This window comes from Streptomyces canus, assembly GCF_001514145.1.
Lineage (GTDB): Bacteria > Actinomycetota > Actinomycetes > Streptomycetales > Streptomycetaceae > Streptomyces > Streptomyces canus.
In genome coordinates, this window is sequence record NZ_KQ948667.1 from 107,077 (window position 1) to 128,084 (window position 21,008).

Sequence of the window (21,008 nt, forward strand, 5' to 3'; positions counted from 1 at the left end):
ACGAGACGGGTGGTGTGCAGTCTGTCGTTGTCGCGGACGATGACGTGGTCGTGGGCCCGGCCGACAGTAAGTGGGACTGAGGCCGATGACCACCCCACCCGACGACCGCTCCTTCCGCAGAGAAATGGCCACCGCCTACCGCTCCGGCTGGCACTTCATCGACCTCGTCACCGCGATCCCCCACCCCGGTGACTCGTTGATGGTGACCGTCTTCGGCGAGCCGGTGGTGGTCACGCGGGACGAGGACGAGGACGTGCGGGCGTACCGGTGTCTGCGGCGGCCTCGGGGGGCGCCGCAGCCCGTTCGGTGTGCCATCCGGTACGGAATGATCTTTGTGAATCTGGACCAACGAGACCATCGGCTGGTGGAACCGGAAACCCCCACCCCGCGGACCATCTCAGCCACCCCCCGCAGTGCCTGACGCGATTCCCCCGTCGTAACAAGATCGCTCAGGTGCTTCCCCCCGCAGCGGCGTCACCGTGACCTGAACACGGTGACGCCGCTGCAGTTTGGGGGGACATTTCCGGGTATCGGTGATCGGCCCGTGGCTCAAAAACGTCCCATCGCGCCCGTCAGCGAGATCTCGATGACCACCCGCAGCGGGTTCGGCGCCGGGGTCCGCTCGTAGCGTTCGGCGTATCGCCGCACCGCCTCCGCGACCCGTTCCGGCTCCGTGCGGACCCGTGCCCGCCCCTCCAGCGTCGCCCACCGCGGCCCCGCCACCTGGCACACCGCCACCGCCGCCCCGCCCTCGCCGGCCGCCAGCACGTGCCGTACCTTCGCGCTCGTCCGGCTCGCGATCACCCGAGCAAGACGGGCCTCGGGGTCGTATGTCACCCCGACGGGCACCACGTGCGGGCTCCCGTCCGGGCGCGGTGTCGTCAGCGTGCACAGATGCCGTTCCCGCCAGAAGCTGAGGAACGACGGGTCCGGGGCACCCGGATCCTGGGTGTAGGAGGTCATGCCGGGAAGCTAGTCCCCCATTCCTCCCGCAGACTGCCTTGAGTGGAATAGACTCAACTTTATGTACGCTGACTGAGTCAGTGACAGGAGTCGGTACAGGAGCTGACACCGAGGAGGAGTACGGACACGTGGATGCCGAGCTGACCAACCGGAGCCGGGACGCCATCAACGCGGCCAGCAACCGGGCCGTGACCGAGGGACACCCGGACCTCACCCCCGCCCACCTGCTCCTCGCTCTGCTCCAGGGGCAGGACAACGAGAACATCGTCGATCTGCTCGCCGCCGTCGACGCCGACCAGGCCGCCGTGCGGGTCGGGGCGGAGAAGGTGCTCGGCTCGCTGCCCAGCGTGGCCGGGTCCACCGTCGCGCCGCCGCAGCCCAACCGCGACCTGCTCTCCGTCATCGCCGACGCGCAGGCCCGCGCCAACGACCTCGGTGACGAGTACCTCTCCACCGAACACCTGCTCGTCGGCATCGCCGCCAAGGGCGGACCGGCCGCCGACGTGCTCACCCAGCAGGGGGCCACCCCGAAGAAGCTGATCGACGCCTTCCAGAAGGCCAGAGGAGGGCGCAGGGTGACCACCGCCGACCCCGAGGGGCAGTACAAGGCCCTGGAGAAGTTCGGGACCGACTTCACCGCCGCCGCACGGGAGGGCAAGCTCGACCCCGTCATCGGCCGCGACCAGGAGATCCGCCGGGTCGTGCAGGTGCTCAGCCGCCGTACGAAGAACAACCCCGTCCTCATCGGTGAGCCCGGCGTCGGCAAGACGGCCGTCGTCGAGGGGCTCGCCCAGCGGATCGTGAAGGGGGACGTGCCCGAGTCGCTCAAGGACAAGCGGCTCGTCTCGCTCGACCTGAGCGCCATGGTGGCCGGCGCCAAGTACCGCGGTGAGTTCGAGGAGCGGCTGAAGACCGTCCTCGCCGAGATCAAGGACTCCGACGGGCAGATCATCACCTTCATCGACGAGCTGCACACGGTGGTGGGTGCGGGCGCCGGCGGGGACTCCTCCATGGACGCCGGCAACATGCTCAAGCCCATGCTGGCCCGCGGTGAGCTGCGGATGGTGGGTGCGACGACCCTCGACGAGTACCGCGAGCGGATCGAGAAGGACCCCGCCCTGGAGCGGCGCTTCCAGCAGGTGCTGGTGGCCGAGCCGACGGTCGAGGACACCATCGCCATCCTGCGCGGGCTCAAGGGGCGTTACGAGGCCCACCACAAGGTCCAGATCGCCGACAGCGCGCTGGTGGCCGCCGCGGCCCTCTCCGACCGGTACATCACCTCCCGCTTCCTGCCCGACAAGGCCATCGACCTCGTCGACGAGGCGGCCTCACGCCTCCGTATGGAGATCGACTCCTCGCCCCTGGAGATCGACGAACTCCAGCGCGGTGTCGACCGGTTGAAGATGGAGGAGCTCGCGCTGGTCAAGGAGACCGACCCGGCCTCCCTCGAACGCCTGGAGCGGCTGCGTCGCGACCTCGCCGACAAGGAGGAGGAGCTGCGGGGCCTGACCGCCCGCTGGGAGAAGGAGAAGCAGTCCCTCAACCGGGTCGGTGAACTGAAGGAAAAGCTGGACGAGTTGCGCGGTCAGGCCGAACGCGCCCAGCGCGACGGCGACTTCGACACCGCCAGCAAGCTGCTCTACGGCGAGATCCCCACCCTGGAACGGGACTTGGAGGCCGCGTCCGAGGCCGAGGAGGAGGTCTCCAAGGACACCATGGTCAAGGAGGAGGTCGGCTCCGACGACATCGCCGACACCGTCGCCGCCTGGACCGGCATCCCGGCGGGCCGTCTGCTGGAGGGCGAGACGCAGAAACTGCTGCGCATGGAGGAGGAGCTGGGCAAGCGGCTCATCGGCCAGAGCGAGGCCGTGCGGGCCGTGTCCGACGCCGTGCGGCGCACCCGGGCCGGGATCTCCGACCCGGACCGGCCCACCGGTTCCTTCCTCTTCCTCGGCCCCACCGGCGTCGGCAAGACCGAACTCGCCAAGGCCCTCGCCGACTTCCTCTTCGACGACGAGCGGGCGATGGTCCGCATCGACATGAGCGAGTACGGCGAGAAGCACACCGTCTCCCGCCTGGTCGGCGCGCCCCCCGGCTACGTCGGCTACGAGGAGGGCGGTCAGCTGACCGAGGCGGTACGCAGGCGGCCGTACAGCGTCGTGCTCCTCGACGAGGTGGAGAAGGCGCACCCGGAGGTCTTCGACATCCTGCTCCAGGTGCTGGACGATGGGCGCTTGACGGACGGGCAGGGCCGTACGGTCGACTTCCGCAACGCGATCCTGGTGCTGACGTCCAACCTGGGCAGCCAGTTCCTGGTCGACCCGATCACCAGCGAGACGGAGAAGAAGGAACAGGTCCTTGAGGTGGTCAGGGCCTCTTTCAAGCCGGAGTTCCTCAACCGGCTCGACGACCTGGTCGTCTTCTCGGCCCTCAGCAAGGACGAGCTCGGCCGGATCGCGCGGCTCCAGATCGAGCGGCTCGCCCAGCGTCTCGCCGAGCGCCGGCTCACCCTGGAGGTCACCGACGCGGCGCTGGACTGGCTCGCCGTGGAGGGCATGGACCCGGCCTACGGCGCCCGCCCGCTGCGCCGCCTCGTCCAGACCGCCATCGGCGACCGCCTCGCCAAGGAGATCCTGTCCGGCGAGGTCAAGGACGGCGACACGGTCCGGGTGGACGCCTTCGGCGACGGCCTGATCGTGGGACCGGCGACCGGCAAGACGCTCTGAGCACGGTGGTGACGAGGGGGCGGCGGCGCCCCCTCGTCACAGCGTGAACGCCACGAACCGCACCTCGGACCAGTTCGGCCCGTCGTGGGTGACCTCCAGCTGCACGGAGGCGCTCTGCCCGGCGACCGGACCCCGGTTCATGCACGCGTAGACGTCGGCGCCGTCGCACTGCACGTTCCGCAGTCCGGGCCCGTCCGGGTAGCTCGCCGCCGCCCAGGCGCTCACCTCGGCGCTCCGCAGCCGGAAGCGGGCCTCGTACCGGGGGTCCTGCGCGGCCTCCAGCACACACGCGAGGTCGCGCGCCCCGGCCGGCGGCTTCGCCCCGCCGTAGGCGAACGCCTCGGCGCACGAGACCTTCCGGACGCCCGTGTCGACCGAGTCGTCCGTGAACAGCCAGGCGACCAGCAGTGCGATCAGGCCCGCCACCACCAGGGTCGGTACGGCCAGGATCGCCGTGAAAACGCCCCATCTGGTCCTGCCGGGCAGGACCGGCTCCGGCACCGTTTCGGTCTCCGCCTGTGTCATGTGTTCCCCGTTTCTTCGGCCGCTGTTTTCTGTGGCTGACCGGATCATGTCAGCCCTGGGAGGACAGGTTCCGTCTGGGCTTGCCACCCCCCTCCCCGGATGGGGGAGGATGGCGTAATCCGTACGAAGGGAAATTCACGGTGACCATCGACCCGTCCTCGATTCCGAACTTCGGGGGCCAGCCCGAGCCGCAGCAAGGACCGGCGGGCCCCGTCGTCCCGGATCAGGATCTTGTGAAGCAGCTCCTCGACCAGATGGAGCTGAAGTATGTCGTCGACGACGAGGGTGACCTCGCGGCGCCGTGGGAGCAGTTCCGTACGTATTTCATGTTCCGCGGCGAGGGCGACCAGCAGGTCTTCTCGGTGCGGACGTTTTACGACCGGCCCCACCAGATCGACGAGAAGCCGCTGCTTCTGGAGTCCATCGACGACTGGAACCGGCGCACCCTGTGGCCCAAGGTCTACAGCCACACCCATGACGACGGCACCGTCCGTCTGATCGGCGAGGCGCAGATGCTCATCGGCACCGGCGTCAGCCTGGAGCACTTCGTCTCCTCGACCGTCAGCTGGGTGCGCGCCGCCATCGAGTTCGACAAGTGGCTCGTCGAACAGCTCGGCCTCGAGGAGGACGTCAACGACGCCGAGAAGCCCGAGGACGACGAGTAGGCGTCCTCCCGCCACCGGGGCGTACCGGCGCGACCAGGTACGCACCGCAGGCGAACGACAGCCCGGCCAGGGCACGCGGCCACCACGGCCGTGTGCCGGGGCCGGGCTGTCGCCGTCCAGGAAGCGCGGCTTCGAGGCCGGGGCGAGTGCGGCGCCCGTCCACAGGCTGTGGATAACTTCCGGCTTCCGCTCGCGATACTGTGCGGCGAATGCGGTCGGCCCGGGATTTACCGGAGGTGGGAATTCCGCAGGCGCGTTGATATCAACGGTGCTGGAATCGTGCAGGGCCCCGCTGAGGAGAATCGTTGAGCGCGCGCATCCTGGTCGCCGAAGATGACGAAAAACAATCTCGTCTCATCCGGATTTTCCGATTCTGCTGCTGACCGCACGCAGCACCGAGGAGGACATGCTCCTCGGCCTGGACCTGGGGGCCGACGACTACCTCACCAAGACGCGAGGTTCCCCATCGGCAGGAGGATCGGCCACGGAACCGAGTGGTTCGAGCGGCACGATCATCGATGGGTTGAGGTCACATTCCGCGCGTCGCAGCCCGGTGATCACCATCGCTGGAGGCGTGCCGAGGCCTCCTGAAGGACGTCGTCCCGCTTGCAGAAGGCGAAGCGGACCTGGCTGCGGCCGGCGTCGGGGTCGTCGTAGAAGACGGAGTTGGGGATGGCGACGACGCCGCAGCGTTCGGGGAGTGTGCGGCAGAAGGTGTAGGCGTCCTTCTCGCCCAGGGGGGTGATGTCGGTGGTGATGAAGTACGTGCCCTGGGGCTGGTACACCTCGAACCCGGCCGCGCGCAGGCCGTCGCCGAGCAGGTCGCGCTTGCGTTGGAGGTCGGCGCGGATGCCGTCGAAGTACGAGTCCGGTAGCCGGAGCGCCTCGGCGACGGCGTACTGGAAGGGGCCGGACGCCACATAGGTCAGGAACTGCTTCGCCGAGCGGACGGCGGCGGTGAGGGCCGGGGCCGCGGTCACCCAGCCGACCTTCCAGCCGGTGAAGGAGAAGGTCTTGCCGGCGGAACCGATGGAGACCGTGCGCTCCCGCATCCCCGGGAAGGTCGCGAGGGGCAGGTGCTCGGCCTCGTCGAAGACCAGGTGCTCGTACACCTCGTCCGTGACCACCAGCAGATCCCGCTCCACGGCCAGCTCGGCGATCGCCGTCAGCTCCTCGCGGGTGAGGACGGTGCCGGTGGGGTTGTGCGGGGTGTTGATGAGCAGGAGCCGGGTCCGGTCGGTCACGGCGGCGCGCAGCTCGTCGAGGTCGAGACGGAAGCCGGCACTCCCCTCGAAGTGCGGCCGCAGGGTGACCGGGACCCTGGTCCCGCCCGCCATCGCGATGCAGGCGGCGTAGGAGTCGTAGTACGGCTCCAGGGCGACGACCTCGTCACCGGGCTCGACCAGGGCGAGCAGCGCGGCGGCGATGGCCTCCGTGGCTCCGGCGGTGACCAGGACCTCGGTGTCGGGGTCGTAGGCCAGGCCGTAGCGGCGCTCCTGGTGCGCGGCGACCGCTGTGCGCAGCTCCGGGACGCCCGGGCCCGGCGGGTACTGGTTGCCCCGCCCGTCCCGCAGCGCCCGCACGGCCGCCTCCCTGACCTCGTCGGGGCCGTCCGTGTCCGGAAAGCCCTGGCCCAGGTTGATCGATCCGGTCTGCAGGGCCAGGGCGGACATCTCGGCGAAGATCGTCGTCCCGAACTCGGCGAGACGGCGGTTGAGGAGGGGGCGCGCGCTGGAGGTCATGCCGGTCATCCTGCGCCCAAGCTCTGGAGTTCCTCAACTCTGCTTTGGCCCGTGAGACAGAAGGGCATCTCCAGCTCACGCAACCGGCGAGGCGCCCACGGGGGGTCGCTTCGGGGGGTAACGGAAGGAGGGTGAGCCATGGTCATCGGCATCATCCTGGCGGTGTTCGCGGTCCTGTTCGTAGGGGCCCTGGTGTCTGCCGCGAACAGGAAGCAGCGCGTCCAGCTGGGCAAGCCGGTCAGGGTGCCCCGCGGCGGGCGGTCCCGGGCGCACCGGGACAGCTGGTGGGCCGGCGGCGGGGCGGGCGGCGCCGGCTCGTCCTGCGGTTCGTCGGGCGGCGACTCCGGCGGTCACTCCGGTGGGCACTCCTGCGGCGGTGGGTCGTCCTGTGGTGGCGGGTCGTCCTGCGGCGGCGGGGGCGGATGCGGGGGAGGCAGCTGACACGGGGCAGCTGAGCTCCGGCAGGGGGAACCGCATCCGGAGACGGGGGAGCGGGGGAACGCGGGGGCGTGGGTCCGGACCTGGGTCGGGGCGCACGCCCCCGCTTGTCGTATTGACGCATGCCCCCGCTTGTCGCCTTTTCACTCCGGTGCTCCGGCGCACGCTCCGGCCGCCGTGGCGCACGCCGTAGTTGAACAGATGAGCTGGAGAGCCCACGGAGGGATGGAAACCCCACGAAGTTGGGTAAAAACGCTGTGGTGGCGCCACTGTTCATGATTCCCTCTAAATCACCAACGCAGCCCCTCGGACGTCCTACGGACAGGTCCTGACCTCCCGACTGGGCTGACCGGGCCGATCCCCCCCCCCCACAGTCGCCCGGGCGTGCCGGAACCCCACACCACCCTTTCTTTGCGTGCTAGCGGAGCCGACCCATGCTCACGACCCTGAACACCTCGTACACCGACACGCGCGCGGCCGACCTCGCCTGGGCCCTGGGGCGCGAGCCGCTGCCCGCCCTGGCCACGCTCGACCTGGAAATCGGCGGGGCGCAGCTTCAGTTGAGACTCCTCGGCGCGTCCCACCAAGTACTCCTGGAGGAGGACCGCGGCACCTGTTCGGAGACGGTCGCGTGCATCGCCGGCAGCAGTACGCCGCTGCCCCTGGGCGTGGCCAAGCGGGTGGGCGACTGGGAGTACGAGTTCGCCGCACGCGTCGAGGCGCTGTCGCCGGGTCAGTTCGCCGGACGGGCACAGGAGTTGCTTGCGCTGGTGTCCGACCATCCGAACGGACTCGCGGGGGTTTTTCCGGGCAGCCCGCACGCGTTCACGGCGCTGCTGGCCCAGCGGTACGACGGGCAGGTGCACTGGCGGACCTGGCACGCGTATCCGCAGGACGGGCAGTTGGTGGCCACGCGGACGCGGGTCGGGATCCGGGTCCCGGTCGGGACGTCGGGCTGAGCGACACAAACACCTGTTTCCCGATTGCTCCTCAGTTCCACACGTGTGGGTGACGAAGCGTGCCACATCAGTGACGTACGGTCGCAACGTGATCGAGCCGCACGCCCCCGCTCCGCCCGGCGCTCCGCCGTCCTGGGCCGGGCCCGCGCGGCTGCCCGTCCATCCCGGCACGGGCCGCTTCCTCGTCCTCGCCTGTGTCTTCGTCTGCGCGGCCTGCGGACTGGTGTACGAGCTCGAACTGGTCGCTCTCGCCTCGTACTTGATCGGCGACTCGGTCACCCAGGCCTCGGTGGTGCTGTCCGTCATGGTCTTCGCGATGGGCATCGGCTCGCTTCTCGCCAAGCGGCTGCGCTGGCACGCGGCGGCGGCCTTCGGCGCGCTCGAGGCGCTGCTCGCGCTGGTCGGCGGGTGCAGCGCGATGGCGCTGTACGCCGTCTTCGCGTGGACCGGCGACTGGGGCGGACTGTGGGCGAGTGGTCCGCGCTGGCTCCTGGTCGCCTTCTCCCTCGCCATCGGTGTGCTCATCGGCGCCGAAGTCCCCTTGCTGATGGAGCTGATCCAGCGCATCCGCCGCCAGGACGCGGGCGGCGCGGTGGCCGATCTGTTCGCGGCGGACTACGTCGGCGCGCTGGTCGGCGGCCTGGCCTTCCCCTTCCTCCTGCTGCCGCTGCTGGGCCAGTTGACCGGCGCCATGCTCACCGGCGGGGTCAACGCGGTCGCGGGCGGCGCCCTGGTCCTCGGCCTGTTCCGCCGCGACCTGACCCGCCGGGCCCGCTGGCTGCTGCTGGCCGCCAACCTCGCCGTGCTCGGCGTCCTCGCCACCGCCGCCGTCCTCGTCGACGACTTCGAGCGGGCCGCGCGAGAGGCGGTCTACGGCACGGACGTGCGCGTCGCCCTCCAGACCGGCATCCAGGAGGTCGTCCTCACCGGCGGCACCGACGGCCGCCCCCTGGGCCTCTACCTCGACGGCCGCCTGAGGGTGAGCGGCCGTGACGAGCGCCGCTACCACGAGGCCCTCGTCACCCCCGCGATGGGCGGCCTCCACGCGCGCGTGCTCGTCCTCGGCGGCGGCGACGGCCTCGCCGCCCGCGAGGTGCTGAGGTACCCGGACGTACGGCGGGTCGACATCGTCGAGATCGACCCCGCGGTGGTGGACCTGGCCCGCCGCGACCCGGCGCTGTCCCGGCTCAACGGCCATGTGTACGGCGACGCGCGCGTGCGGGTGACCACCGCGGACGCGTTCCGCCGGCTGCGGACGGCGGCGCCCGTGCCGTCGTACGACGTGGTGATCGCCGATCTGCCCGACCCCGGCATCACCGCGAGCACCAAGCTGTACTCGGAGGAGTTCTACGGCCTGGTCCGCCGCGTCCTGGCCCCCGAGGGCCGTCTCGTCGTGCACGCGGGGCCGGTCTTCTCCCGGCCCCGGGTCTTCTGGACGGTGGAGTCGACGATGCGTGCGGCGGGTCTGCACACCACCCCCTACCGCGTCGGCGGCCGCGACTCCGGCTTCGCCGCGGGCCCCGACCGCACGGCCGGCGCCTCCCGCGCACCGCGCGACTGGGGCTTCGTGCTCGCCTCACCGGGAGCACGCCCGGGTCTGAGCCCGGGCGCCCGGGGGCCGAGGCCGGTGACTCTCACGCGGGAGTCCCTGCGGGCGGCCCAGAGCGCGGCGGAGGCGACCCGGATCGCGGGACTGCCGGCGTCGACGTTGGTGCATCCGCGCTACTGAGACCGAAGGGCGCGGTCACTTTCCACCAACGGGGGCGCATGACCGTCGCCCCTGGGTAGGCTCGGCAACCATGGAGCATGAGGTGTTCGTTCCGGTTACGGTCGAGCGGCTGAGGGAGGCCCTGGGAGACCCCGTCAGGGTCGCCCGGGCGGTTCCCGGACTCCAGCAGGACGCCGGCGCGGACCCCGTCGCCGGTCGCCTGAAGGTGCGGGTCGGCAGCCACTCCATCACCTACCGCGGCGCGGTACACGTCACCGGCCGCGACGACGGCTCCTACGCCGTCGAGGGTGACGCCACCGAGACCCGCGGCACCGGCTCGGTCACCCTCGCCCTCACCCTCCGCCTGCGCGACACGGAGGGTGGCACGACCCTGACCTTCGACGGCACGGCCACGGCGGACGGCCGCGTCACGGAACTCGCGCAGGACGCGGTGGGTTCCGCGGTCGTACGGCTGCTGAACCGTTTCGCGGAGGCCCTGGGCGAGACGGAGGAGGAACCGGAGAAGCCGGAGCAGCAGCCGGAGACACCGGAAGCCGTGGAGGCTCCCGAGCCCGTGGAGCCCCCGGCGCCCCCCGTCGAGGACCTCACGGAACCCGCCAACCCCCCGGCCGAAGCGGCCCACGCGCGTCGCACGATGATCGGCCGCAGCGCGGAGGAGGTCGACCACGCACCGCCGAGGGGCCGCTACGCCCCCGTCCCGGCCCCCCAGACCGTGGCGTCGGGAGCGACCCTCCGCTGGGCGGCCCCGGCAGCGGCAGTGGTCCTGGCATCGGCGATCGTGGTCACCCGGGTACTGAGGAAACGCCGTTGAGTAGTGTCGTCCCGTGAGCCAAGAAGACATCACACTGACCGCGGGCGACGCGGAAGTGACCTTGCAGCCGGGAAACGGTGGACGGGTCGGGGGACTCCGGGTCCAAGGCGTCGAACTGCTGCGGCAGGGAGAGCGCTTCGGGTGCTTCCCGATGGTCCCCTGGTGCGGCCGCATCCGGGACGGACGGTTCCGTGACGGCGCCGACGTCCACCAGATGCCGCTCAACTCCCCGCCGCACGCCATCCACGGCACGGCCCGCGACGGCGCCTGGAGCATCGCCCGCACGTCCACCGACGAGGCCGTCCTCACGTACGACCTCGTCAAGCCCTGGCCCTTTGCGGGCCGCGTCACCCAGATCGCGGCGCTCACCCCGGACGCCCTGACGCTCACGATGTCCGTGGAGACGTACGACTCCTCCTTCCCGGCCCAGATCGGCTGGCACCCCTGGTTCAACCGCACCCTCGAAGGCGGCGAGCCGGTCCGGCTCGACTTCACCGCCGCCTGGCAGGAGGAACGCGGCGACGACCACCTGCCCACCGGCAACCGCGTCGAGCCGAAGCCGAGCCCCTGGGACGACTGCTTCGGCATGCCCGGCGGCGTCGACGTCACGCTCACCTGGCCCGGACAGCTGGAGCTGAAGGTCGCCAGCCGCGAGGAATGGGTCGTGGTGTACGACGAGCAGGAGGCCGCCGTCTGCGTGGAGCCGCAGACCGGGCCGCCCAACGGCCTGAACACCCTGCCGCGCCTGGTCACCCCGCTGGAGCCGCTGGAAGCCACGACCACGTGGACCTGGCGCCGCATCTAAGCTGACAGGCATGACGGACGTACGCGGCGAGCTGCTGCAGCAGATCAAGGACAAGGCCGTGGTGCACGGCAAGGTGACCCTGTCGTCGGGTCTGGAGGCCGACTACTACGTCGACCTGCGCCGCGTCACCCTCGACGGCGAGGCGGCCCCGCTGGTCGGGCAGGTGCTCCTGGACCTGACCGCGGACCTGCAGTTCGACGCGGTGGGCGGACTGACCATGGGCGCCGACCCGGTCGCCGGCGCCATGCTGCACGCCGCCGCTGCGCGCGGGAAGCGCCTGGACGCCTTCGTCGTCCGCAAGGCGGCCAAGGCGCACGGCATGCAGCGGCGCGTGGAGGGCCCCGACATCGCGGGCCGCCGGGTCGTGGTCGTCGAGGACACCTCCACCACCGGAGGCTCCCCGCTCGAAGCGGTAGCGGCGGTGCGCGAGGCGGGCGCCGAGGTCGTCGCCGTCGCCACGATCGTCGACCGGGCCACCGGCGCCGCCGAGAAGATCGAGCAGGGCGCGGGAGTGCCGTACCGCTTCGCGTACTCGAAGGACGAGCTGGGCCTGGACTGACCGCGGGATGGACCATCCGGCCGAGTCTGGAAAGATGAGGCCGACGATGACGTCGAACCCCCACACAAGGTCTAGGTCAGGGCCGTAAGCACGCAGTACGCCAACCCGCAGATACAAGGAGCGGACAGATGCCCATCGCAACCCCTGAGGTCTACAACGAAATGCTCGACCGGGCGAAGGCGGGCAAGTTCGCCTACCCGGCCATCAACGTGACCTCGACCCAGACCCTGCACGCTGCGCTGCGCGGCTTCGCGGAGGCCGAGAGCGACGGCATCATCCAGATCTCGACCGGTGGTGCCGAGTTCCTGGGCGGTCAGTACAGCAAGGAGATGGTCACGGGTTCCGTGGCCCTCGCCGAGTTCGCGCACATCGTCGCCGAGAAGTACCCGGTCACCGTCGCGCTGCACACCGACCACTGCCCCAAGGACAAGCTCGACGGGTACGTACGCCCGCTGATCGCCGTGTCCGAGGAGCGCGTGAAGGCCGGCGGCAACCCGCTGTTCCAGTCGCACATGTGGGACGGCTCGGCGGAGACCCTCGCCGACAACCTCTCCATCGCCCAGGAGCTCCTGGAGCGCGCCCGCGCCGCCAAGATCATCCTCGAGGTCGAGATCACCCCGACCGGCGGCGAGGAGGACGGCGTCTCGCACGAGATCAACGACTCCCTCTACACGACCGTCGACGACGCGATCCGTACGGCCGAGGCGCTCGGGCTCGGCGAGAAGGGGCGCTACCTGCTGGCCGCCTCCTTCGGCAACGTCCACGGTGTGTACAAGCCGGGCAACGTCGTCCTCCGCCCCGACCTGCTGAAGCAGCTGAACGACGGCGTGGCCGCCAAGTTCGGCAAGCCGGCCGGGTCCCAGCCGTTCGACTTCGTCTTCCACGGCGGCTCCGGCTCCACGGAGGAGGAGATCCGCACCGCGCTGGAGAACGGCGTCGTCAAGATGAACATCGACACCGACACCCAGTACGCCTTCACGCGTCCGGTCGCCGACCACATGTTCCGCAACTACGACGGCGTCCTGAAGGTCGACGGCGAGGTCGGCTCCAAGAAGACCTACGACCCGCGCACCTGGGGCAAGCTGGCCGAGGCTTCGATGGCCGCCCGTGTCGTCGAGGCGACGCAGAACCTGCGCTCGGCGGGCACGAAGATCAAGTAAAGCTCTTCACAGCTGTTTACGGTGAGCCCGGTGCTACGGCACCGGGCTCGCTGTATACCTGGGTCATGCCCGATGTCCGGCTGGCCTCGCCGCAAGGCAAGTGGATCCTGCTCACCACCGTCCTCGGCTCCAGCATGGCGCTGCTGGACTCGACCGTCGTCAACGTCGCCCTGCCGGCCATCGGCCGCGACCTGGACGCCGACCTCGCCTCTCTCCAGTGGACGGTCAACGCGTACATGCTGACCCTGGCCGGGCTGATCCTGCTCGGCGGTTCCCTCGGGGACCGGTACGGCCGCCGCAAGGTGTTCGTCGTCGGGGTGGTGTGGTTCGCGGCCGCCTCGCTGTTGTGCGGCCTCGCCCCGAACGCGGGCGTCCTCGTCGCCGCCCGGGCCCTCCAGGGGGTGGGCGGCGCCCTGCTCACACCGGGGTCGCTGGCGTTGATCCAGGCCTCCTTCCATCCCGACGACCGGGGCCGGGCCGTCGGTCTGTGGTCCGGGTTCGGCGGTGTCGGGGCGGCCGTCGGTCCCTTCGTGGGGGGCTGGCTGGTGGACGGCCCGGGCTGGCGCTGGGTGTTCCTGCTCAACGTCCCGCTGGCCCTGGTGTGCGCGCCGATCGCCGTGCGGCATGTTCCCGAGTCCGCGGACGGCCGCAGCGACCACGGGCGCTTCGACGTGCTCGGCGCGGTCCTGGGCGCGCTGGCGCTCGCGCTGGTGACGTACGCGCTGATCGAGGCGCGTTCCGGGTCCCTGTTGGTCGCCGTCACGGCGGTCGGGGGCGTGGCCGCAGGGGTGGCCTTCGTCGCCGTCGAGAAGCGCCGTCCCGACCCGATGATGCCGCTCGGGATCTTCGCGTCCCGGCAGTTCACCGCGGTCAACCTGGTGACCCTGTGCGTGTACGGGGCCTTCGGCGGGTTCTTCTTCCTGGGCGCCGTCCAGCTCCAGGTGGTGGTCGGCTACTCGGCCCTCCAGGCCGGTACGGCCCTGCTGCCGACGACCGTCCTGATGCTGCTGTTCTCCGCCCGCTCGGGCGCCCTGGCCGACCGCATCGGGCCGCGCATCCCGCTCACCGTCGGCCCGCTGCTGTGCGCCGCCGGGATGCTGCTGATGCTGCGGGTCGGCCCGGACGCCTCGTACCTGGCCGACATCCTGCCCGCGCTGCTGGTCCTGGGCACCGGCATGGTCACGCTGGTCGCCCCGCTGACGGCGACCGTGCTGGGCTCGGTGGACGCCTCGCGGGCCGGGCTGGCCAGCGGCATCAACAACGCGGCCGCCCGGGCGGCGGGCCTGATCGCGGTGGCCGCGCTGCCGCTGGTCACGGGGATGGGGGAGGAGGCGTACCGGTCGCCTACCGCGTTCGACAATGCGTTCGGGCGGGCGATGACGGTGTGTGCGGGGGTGCTGGTGGTGGGGTCCGTGGTGGCCTTCGCGACGGTACGGTCGCTGCCGCCGGGGTGCCGGCGGCCGGAGTGCCGCACGTACGGGGCCGTGCTGTCGCCGCCACTGGAGGGGGAGAGGGCACGGGGGCGGCTGTCATAGGGCGTCTGCGGGCCAGGGGCGCGGGGCCGTATCGATGTGCGGCTCCGCCGCGTGGGCGCGACGAGCCCCCAAGGACCCGCAGACGAAAACCTGCCCCCGGCGAGGGAGACTGGACTCATGTCGATTCACGAGAACCTTCTCGGGGGCCCGCCCCCGACCCACCTCCCCGACGATCCGGAGCCCCGTGAGCTCCTGGCGAACGGCACCGCACCGGCGGACGTCGCCGCGAAGTACCCGACCTCCTCGCTGGCCTGGGCCCAGCTGGCCGACGAGGCGTTCGAGCGGGGCAGCGTCGTGGAGTCGTACGCCTATGCCCGTACGGGCTACCACCGCGGCCTGGACGCGCTGCGCCGCAACGGCTGGAAGGGCCACGGACCGGTCCCGTGGGAGCACGAGCCGAACCGCGGCTTCCTGCGCGCCCTGCACGGCCTCGCCCGTGCCGCCGGTGCCATCGGTGAGCAGGCCGAGTACGAGCGCTGCTCGCAGTTCCTGAAGGACTCCTCGCTCACGGCGGCCGAGACGCTGGGCTGATCCGTCACCGCTTTCCGGGCCCGCCTGATGTGACCAGGCGGGCCTTGCCTTTTCCGCGGACGATGGAAGAGGATGCCCGGCGGGGACCGGGGCCCCGTGTCGGTAACGGCAGGGCGGACCGCTACCCGGAGTACACAACAGGAGACAGCGATGTCGTCCCATGAGGCTCATGAAACGCAGGAGCCGGAGACCCCGCATCTCGACTTCCAAGGCACGACGCCGTACGAGGACTACGTCAAGGCGGACGTGCTCACCCACCTCCAGCACACCCTCTCCGACGATCCCGGAGAGATGGTCTTCCTGGTCACGACCCAGGTCATGGAGCTGTGGTTCACCGTCATCGTGCACGAGTGGGAGACCGCGGCGGCTGCGCTGCGCTCCGACGACGTGCCCACGGCCGTTGCCGCCCTGAAGCGTTCCGTACGGCAGCTGGAGGCGCTGAACGCCTCCTGGAAGCCCCTCGGCCAGCTGACGCCCGCGCAGTTCAACTCCTACCGCTCGGCGCTCGGCGAAGGCTCCGGCTTCCAGTCGGCGATGTACCGCCGCATGGAGTTCCTGCTCGGCGACAAGTCCGCCTCCATGCTCGTCCCGCACCGGGGCGCGCCCCGGGTCCACGCCGAGCTGGAGAAGGCGCTGCACGAGCCGAGCCTGTACGACGAGGTGCTGCGGCTGCTGGCGCGGCGCGGGCACGCGATCCCCTCCGCTGTCCTGGATCGCGACGTCTCGCGCAGGTACGAGCCGTCGGAGGAGGTCGAGGCCGCCTGGACGGCCCTCTACTCCGGCCCCGAGAACGACGAACTCGCCCGCCTGGGCGAGGCGTTGACCGATGTCGCCGAACTGGTGTGGCGCTGGCGCAACGATCATCTCGTCGCCACCCGGCGTGCGATGGGCTCCAAGGCCGGCACGGGCGGCTCCGCCGGGGTGGCCTGGCTGGAGAAGCGCGCGCAGAAGAACGTGTTCCCGGAGCTGTGGACGGCGCGGTCGCATGTCTGAACTGGGTACACGTGCGGAGAAGTTGGACGCCTCGGACGAGCTGGCGGGCCTGCGCGCGCGGTTCGTCCTGGACGACGTGGTGTACCTCGACGGGAACTCACTGGGCGCGCTCCCGGCCGCCGTCCCGGGGCGTGTCGAGGACGTCGTACGCCGTCAGTGGGGGTCGCTGAGGATCCGCTCCTGGGACGAGAGCGGCTGGTGGACCGCGCCCGAGCGGATCGGTGACCGGATCGCCCCGCTGGTCGGGGCGGCGGCCGGCCAGATCGTGGTCGGCGACTCGACAAGTGTCAACGTGTTCAAGGCACTTGTGGGGGCCGTACGGCTCGCGGGCGGCCCGGACTCCGGTCGCGACGAGGTGATCGTGGACGCGACCACCTTCCCCACGGACGGCTACATCGCCGAGTCGGCGGCCCGGATGACGGGCTGCACCCTGCGGGCGGTGACCCCGGCGGAGGTGCCGGGCGTGCTGAGCGGCCGTACGGCGGCCGTCCTGCTCAACCACGTCGACTACCGCACCGGGCGCCTGCACGACCTGCCCGGTCTCACGGCCGCCGTGCACGCGGCGGGCGCGATCGCCGTCTGGGACCTGTGCCACAGCGCGGGCGCCCTGCCGGTCGGTCTCGACGCGCACGGCGTCGACCTCGCGGTCGGCTGCACCTACAAGTACCTGAACGGCGGCCCGGGCTCACCGGCGTACCTCTATGTGCGCCGCGGGCTCCAGGACCGCTTCGACTCCCCGCTGCCGGGCTGGACCTCGCACGCCGACCCCTTCGGCATGAGCCCGTCCTTCGCCCCGGCCGAGGGCGCGCTGCGGGGCCGCGTCGGTACGCCGGACATCCTCTCCATGCTCGCCCTGGAAGCCGCCCTCGAGGTCTGGGACGGGGTCTCGGTCGAGGCGGTGCGCGCCAAGTCCCTCGCCCTGACGGACTTCTTCCTGGAGTGCGTCGCGTCGTACGCCGGTGAGGGCCGCGTCGAGTGTGTGACCCCCCTGGCCCACGGGGAGCGGGGCAGCCAGGTCGCGCTGCGCTGCGAGGACGCGGGCGAGGTGATGAAGCGGCTCATCGAGCAGGGCGTGGTGGGCGACTTCCGGCACCCGGACGTGCTGCGGTTCGGGTTCACGCCGTTGTACGTCGGGTTCGCGGACGTGGAGCGGGCGGCGCGGGTGCTGGGGGAGACGCTCGCCCGCTGATCGCTCGTCGTGGCGTCGGGCCGGGGTGGCGTACACCCCGGCCCGCGCGGCCACGACGGTCGTGACGTCCTCCGCCACGCAGGGGGCCCGCTCGGCGACCCGTACCTGGTGGAAGTGCCGCAGCGCCTCGGCCGTACGGACACGCGCGGTACGCCCTCAGGGACGGACGGTGCCCGGTTCGGCACGCGTGTCCGCGCACGTCATCGGCCTGATAGCGTCCCGGCCAACGGCCGGATTCCCTTCCAGGAAGCTTCACGGTCCGTCAGATCCGTTTCACCGCTGAGAGGTTGGAGCATGCCGGACGACGCCGCAGCCCGTGCCGCCGCAGAAGCCCGTGCCGCGGCCGAGGAGGGGTCGGCCTTCTCGCACGCGGCGGTCGACCCCGACGCCACCGCGGCGTACGGCGCCGACCCCGACCAGGTGATCGACTTCTACGCCCCGCGCGAGGTGCTGTCTCCCGGGGGCGGCCTCGCGCCGCTGGTCGTCGTCCTGCACGGCGGGGCGTGGCGGGCGCCGTACGACCGGCGCCATGTGACTCCGTTCGCGGACTTCCTGGCACGGCGGGGGTTCGCGGTGGCCAATGTGGAGTACCGACGGGGCGGGGTGTCCGTTCCGGGACAGGGCGCTGCCGCCGGGGCCGGTGACGTCGGGCCCGTCGCCGGGCGCTGGCCCGAGACCTTCGACGACGTGGCCGCCGCGATGGACGCGCTTCCGGCGCTGGTGCGGGAGTTCCTGCCGCAGGCCGACTCGCGCCGCATCGTGGTCACCGGTCACTCCGCGGGCGGTCACCTCGCGCTGTGGGCGGCGGCCCGGCACCTCCTGCCGGCCGACGCCGTGTGGCGCATCGACCGCCCGGCTCCCTTGCGCGGGGTCGTCGCCCTGGCCCCGATCGCCGACTTCACGGTCGCCGAGAAGCTGGACGTGTGCGGCGGGGCCTGCCGTCAACTCCTGGGCGGGGAAGAGGGGTTCACCGTGCGTCTGCCGTACGCCGACCCCGCCCTGCTGCTGCCCACGGGGATCGCGACCACGCTCGTCCAGGGCCGCGCCGACACGGTCGTCCCGCAGGCGGTCGCCGAGGCGTACGCGGACGCGGCGGCCAAGGCGGGCGAGGTGGTGGGCCTGACGCTGCTGGAGGACGTCGGCCACTTCCCCCTGATCGACCCGGCGGCGGACGCGTGCGCGGTGGTGGCGGAGGAGATCGCGCAGCTGGCGTGGTGACGTCGGTTCCCGGGGCCTGGCCGCCTCCTCCCGGGGCCTGTCCGCCCCCTCCCGGTGATACCCGTAATACCTGAGAGCTACGGCCCCAAAGAGCTCCCTGGCGTGACGCGGACGACAGCCTCCGCTCCGTAACTTCCCATCCATACAAGCCCGATGGCCGGGCGGACGGGGAGGGACGAGGACTGTGGGGAGCAGCTGGAGGGGTGGGAGCGGGGGCCGCGGTGACGCGCGGCGGCACAGGGGAGACGACCCGCGCTCCCATCGGTGGCGCCGGGCTCTCCTCGCCGGCCTCATCATGGTCGCGGTGGTGGCCCCCCTGTCCGCGGCCGCCCGCCCGGAGATCCCCGCCCCGCCCCCGGCCACCCTCCCGGGCCTCACCGCCTCCACCCTCGACAGGACCTACGCGGCCAACACCGCCAACGCGGCAGAGGCCGCCCGCATGGCCGCCGCCCACGGCGACACCCACCGCGCGGAGGCGGACCGCGAGATGGCCGCGCCCGACCGGCGTCTGCTCACCTTCGACGGCCGGGGCCCGGGAATGGCGACGGAGGTCTTCGGCGACCTCGCCCGCGCCGACCACGTGGCCGTCCTGGTGCCCGGCTCCGACACCTCCCTGGACACCTACGACCGCTTCCGGGCGACGGCGGCGGCCCTGCAGCGGAAACTCACCCGCACCGCCCCCCACGGCACCCGGACCGCGGTGGTCGCCTGGCTCGGCTACCGCACCCCGGACACGATCAGCACCACGGTCCTGACCACGGACAGGGCGGCCGAAGCGGCCCCTCACCTGCGCGCGTTCGTACGTCGGCTTCAGGGCGTCGTCGGCCGCCCCACCACCGTTTCCCTCGTCTGCCACTCCTACGGCACGGTCGTCTGTGCCCGGGCCGCGAGCCACCTGGACATCGACGACCTGGTCCTGGTCGGCAGCCCCGGCACCGGCGCGGACACCGCCGCCGCCCTGCACACCCCCGCCCGGATCTGGGCGGCCAGGGGCAAGGACGACTGGGTCGGCGAGGTCCCCCATGTGAGGACCGACCTCTTCGGCGTCACCGTCGGCTTCGGCACCGACCCGGTCTCCCCGGCCTTCGGCGCGCACGTCTTCGCCGCCGGCGAGGGCGGCCACAGCGACTACTTCAGCCCGGGCTCGGTCTCCCTGGCCAACCTCGCCCGGATCGTCCTCGGAGACACCGCGGAGGTGACCCGTGCCTGAGACCCACCACACCCGGGGCGGCGTACGCGACGGCATACGCCACGGTGCGGACGGCATACGCCGGGCCGCCGACCGGATCGACGCGGCGACACCCCCCGAGCGGGACCGTGCCGTCGACGCCCTGCGCGCCTTCGCGATCCTCGGCGTCGTCCTCGGCCACTGGCTGGTGACGGCCCTGGTCGCCGACGGCGGCGCCCTGCACACCGCGAGCCCGCTGCAGCACATGCCCTGGCTGGCCCCGATCTCCTGGGCCTTCCAGACCCTGGCCGTGTTCTTCCTGGTGGGCGGCCATGTGGCGACACGCGGCTACACCTCGGCACGCGCCCGCGGGACGACGTACGGACAGTGGCTGACGAGCCGTCTGTCGCGGCTCTTCAAGCCGGTGGCCGTCGTCCTCGCCCTGTGGACGGTGGTGGCGACGGCCCTGCTGCTGACGGGAGCTCAGTTCGAGACGGTCCGCACGCTGGTCAAACTCGCCCTGTCCCCGATGTGGTTCCTCCTGGTCTTCAGCGCGCTGACGGCCGCGACCCCGCTGCTGCTGCGGCTCCACCCGCTGTGGCCGCTGGTCGTCGTCCTGCACGTGGACATCGTGCGCTTCGGGCTCGGCGGCCCCGACTGGCTCGGCTGGGTCAACCTGGCGGCGGGCTGGCTGGTGCCGTACACCGTGGGCGCCGCGTGGACGCGGGGCGAGCTGGAGGGGCGGCGCGCCGGATGGCTGCTGTTCGGGGGCGGTGCGGTGGTGACCGCGGTGCTCGTCGCCGGGGCGGGGTATCCGGCGTCGATGGTCGGGGTGCCGGGTGCCTCCGTCTCCAACCTGAACCCGCCGACGCTGGCCGCCGTCACCTTCGGACTGGCGCAGTGCGGCCTCGCCCTGCTGCTGCGCGACCGGTTGCGCAGGGGTATGCGACGCCCTGCGGCCTGGGCGGCGGTGGCGCTGGTCAACCTCTCCGCGATGACGATCTTCCTGTGGCATCAGACGGCGCTGATGGCCACCACGGCCACCGGCCTCGCCGCGGGCCGGCTGCCCGGCCTGCACACCGTCCCCGACGGACTGGGCTGGGTGGCGGCCCGGCTGGCCTGGCTCCCGGTCTTCGTCCTCGCCCTGGCGGTGTGTTGGTCGGCCTTCCGGTCCTTCGAGCAGGGGCCGCGCAGGGTCGGCGGCCGGCCGTCACGGGTGATCCGTGTCCACCGCCGTACGGAGCCGGCCGCAGCGGAGGAGGCGCGTCGTGCCTAGGGTGGTCGGCGTGACG

20 protein-coding genes and 1 pseudogene are annotated in these 21,008 nt (G+C 71.7%); 18 read left to right on the plus strand and 3 right to left on the minus strand.

What is annotated here, in order from left to right; genetic code table 11:
• Window positions 1–85: 85 nt before the first annotated feature.
• Window positions 86–421: a Rieske (2Fe-2S) protein gene (locus AQJ46_RS32880; protein WP_028809089.1), complete on the plus strand. Its 336-nt coding sequence runs from the start codon at window positions 86–88 to the stop codon at window positions 419–421.
• 128 nt (window positions 422–549) lie between these two features.
• Here the strand turns inward: AQJ46_RS32880 and AQJ46_RS32885 are convergent, their stop codons facing one another.
• Window positions 550–963, minus strand: a complete 414-nt coding sequence (locus tag AQJ46_RS32885) for a pyridoxamine 5'-phosphate oxidase family protein (protein ID WP_059209025.1) — start codon at window positions 961–963, stop codon at window positions 550–552.
• A 128-nt stretch (window positions 964–1,091) separates the two neighbouring features.
• Between AQJ46_RS32885 and clpB the strand changes: the two genes are divergently transcribed.
• Window positions 1,092–3,689, plus strand: coding sequence for an ATP-dependent chaperone ClpB (gene clpB, locus AQJ46_RS32890; RefSeq protein WP_059209026.1), 2,598 nt, complete (start codon window positions 1,092–1,094; stop codon window positions 3,687–3,689).
• Between the two features lie 36 nt (window positions 3,690–3,725).
• Here the strand turns inward: clpB and AQJ46_RS32895 are convergent, their stop codons facing one another.
• Window positions 3,726–4,214, minus strand: coding sequence for a hypothetical protein (locus AQJ46_RS32895; protein WP_059209027.1), 489 nt, complete (start codon window positions 4,212–4,214; stop codon window positions 3,726–3,728).
• Between the two features lie 140 nt (window positions 4,215–4,354).
• On the opposite strand from AQJ46_RS32895, the gene AQJ46_RS32900 reads away from it, so the two are divergent.
• Both AQJ46_RS32900 and AQJ46_RS57510 read left to right on the plus strand, forming a co-directional pair.
• Window positions 4,355–4,879, plus strand: coding sequence for a YbjN domain-containing protein (locus AQJ46_RS32900; RefSeq protein WP_059209028.1), 525 nt, complete (start codon window positions 4,355–4,357; stop codon window positions 4,877–4,879).
• Between the two features lie 361 nt (window positions 4,880–5,240).
• A pseudogene (locus AQJ46_RS57510) lies at window positions 5,241–5,330 on the plus strand (DNA-binding response regulator); the annotation flags it as partial.
• 106 nt (window positions 5,331–5,436) lie between these two features.
• On the opposite strand, the gene AQJ46_RS32905 reads toward AQJ46_RS57510, so the two are convergent.
• Window positions 5,437–6,630, minus strand: a complete 1,194-nt coding sequence (locus tag AQJ46_RS32905) for a pyridoxal phosphate-dependent aminotransferase (protein WP_059209029.1) — start codon at window positions 6,628–6,630, stop codon at window positions 5,437–5,439.
• Between the two features lie 129 nt (window positions 6,631–6,759).
• Here AQJ46_RS32905 and AQJ46_RS32910 point away from each other — a divergent pair, with 129 nt between their 5' ends.
• From AQJ46_RS32910 to AQJ46_RS32975, 14 genes are all read left to right on the plus strand, one after another.
• Window positions 6,760–7,062 carry a hypothetical protein gene (locus tag AQJ46_RS32910; protein WP_059209030.1) on the plus strand — a complete coding sequence of 101 codons (303 nt, stop codon included), beginning with the start codon at window positions 6,760–6,762 and terminating at the stop codon, window positions 7,060–7,062.
• 431 nt (window positions 7,063–7,493) lie between these two features.
• The gene (locus tag AQJ46_RS32915; protein WP_059209031.1) at window positions 7,494–8,018 is read left to right on the plus strand and encodes a DUF2617 family protein; all 525 of its coding nucleotides are present in this window, start codon (window positions 7,494–7,496) and stop codon (window positions 8,016–8,018) included.
• An 88-nt stretch (window positions 8,019–8,106) separates the two neighbouring features.
• Window positions 8,107–9,747 (plus strand): polyamine aminopropyltransferase, encoded by a 1,641-nt coding sequence (locus tag AQJ46_RS32920; RefSeq protein ID WP_059209222.1) that lies wholly within the window; start codon window positions 8,107–8,109, stop codon window positions 9,745–9,747.
• A gap of 70 nt (window positions 9,748–9,817) precedes the next feature.
• Complete coding sequence (locus tag AQJ46_RS32925; RefSeq protein ID WP_059209032.1) at window positions 9,818–10,558, plus strand: SRPBCC domain-containing protein; 741 nt, start codon at window positions 9,818–9,820, stop codon at window positions 10,556–10,558.
• 13 nt (window positions 10,559–10,571) lie between these two features.
• Complete coding sequence (locus AQJ46_RS32930) at window positions 10,572–11,363, plus strand: aldose epimerase family protein (protein ID WP_059209033.1); 792 nt, start codon at window positions 10,572–10,574, stop codon at window positions 11,361–11,363.
• Between the two features lie 10 nt (window positions 11,364–11,373).
• Complete coding sequence (gene pyrE, locus AQJ46_RS32935) at window positions 11,374–11,922, plus strand: orotate phosphoribosyltransferase (RefSeq protein ID WP_057614708.1); 549 nt, start codon at window positions 11,374–11,376, stop codon at window positions 11,920–11,922.
• A gap of 128 nt (window positions 11,923–12,050) precedes the next feature.
• Window positions 12,051–13,082, plus strand: a complete 1,032-nt coding sequence (gene fbaA / locus AQJ46_RS32940) for a class II fructose-bisphosphate aldolase (RefSeq protein ID WP_059209034.1) — start codon at window positions 12,051–12,053, stop codon at window positions 13,080–13,082.
• Between the two features lie 65 nt (window positions 13,083–13,147).
• Window positions 13,148–14,617: an MFS transporter gene (locus tag AQJ46_RS32945; protein ID WP_059209035.1), complete on the plus strand. Its 1,470-nt coding sequence runs from the start codon at window positions 13,148–13,150 to the stop codon at window positions 14,615–14,617.
• Window positions 14,618–14,734: 117 nt separating this feature from the next.
• On the plus strand, window positions 14,735–15,148 hold the full coding sequence (locus AQJ46_RS32950) for a DUF3151 domain-containing protein (RefSeq protein WP_059209036.1): 414 nt from the start codon (window positions 14,735–14,737) through the stop codon (window positions 15,146–15,148).
• A 150-nt stretch (window positions 15,149–15,298) separates the two neighbouring features.
• A complete protein-coding gene (locus tag AQJ46_RS32955; protein ID WP_057614718.1) occupies window positions 15,299–16,141 on the plus strand; it encodes a tryptophan 2,3-dioxygenase family protein in 843 nt (280 codons plus the stop codon).
• Window positions 16,134–17,330 (plus strand): kynureninase, encoded by a 1,197-nt coding sequence (gene kynU, locus AQJ46_RS32960; protein ID WP_059209037.1) that lies wholly within the window; start codon window positions 16,134–16,136, stop codon window positions 17,328–17,330. Before AQJ46_RS32955 ends, kynU begins: the two co-directional genes overlap by 8 nt.
• Window positions 17,331–17,624: 294 nt before the next feature.
• On the plus strand, window positions 17,625–18,548 hold the full coding sequence (locus tag AQJ46_RS32965) for an alpha/beta hydrolase (protein ID WP_059209038.1): 924 nt from the start codon (window positions 17,625–17,627) through the stop codon (window positions 18,546–18,548).
• A 295-nt stretch (window positions 18,549–18,843) separates the two neighbouring features.
• A complete protein-coding gene (locus tag AQJ46_RS32970) occupies window positions 18,844–19,758 on the plus strand; it encodes an alpha/beta hydrolase (protein WP_079072514.1) in 915 nt (304 codons plus the stop codon).
• Window positions 19,751–20,992 carry an acyltransferase family protein gene (locus tag AQJ46_RS32975; RefSeq protein WP_059209040.1) on the plus strand — a complete coding sequence of 414 codons (1,242 nt, stop codon included), beginning with the start codon at window positions 19,751–19,753 and terminating at the stop codon, window positions 20,990–20,992. The genes AQJ46_RS32970 and AQJ46_RS32975 overlap by 8 nt, the downstream gene beginning before the upstream one ends.
• Window positions 20,993–21,008: the final 16 nt, after the last annotated feature.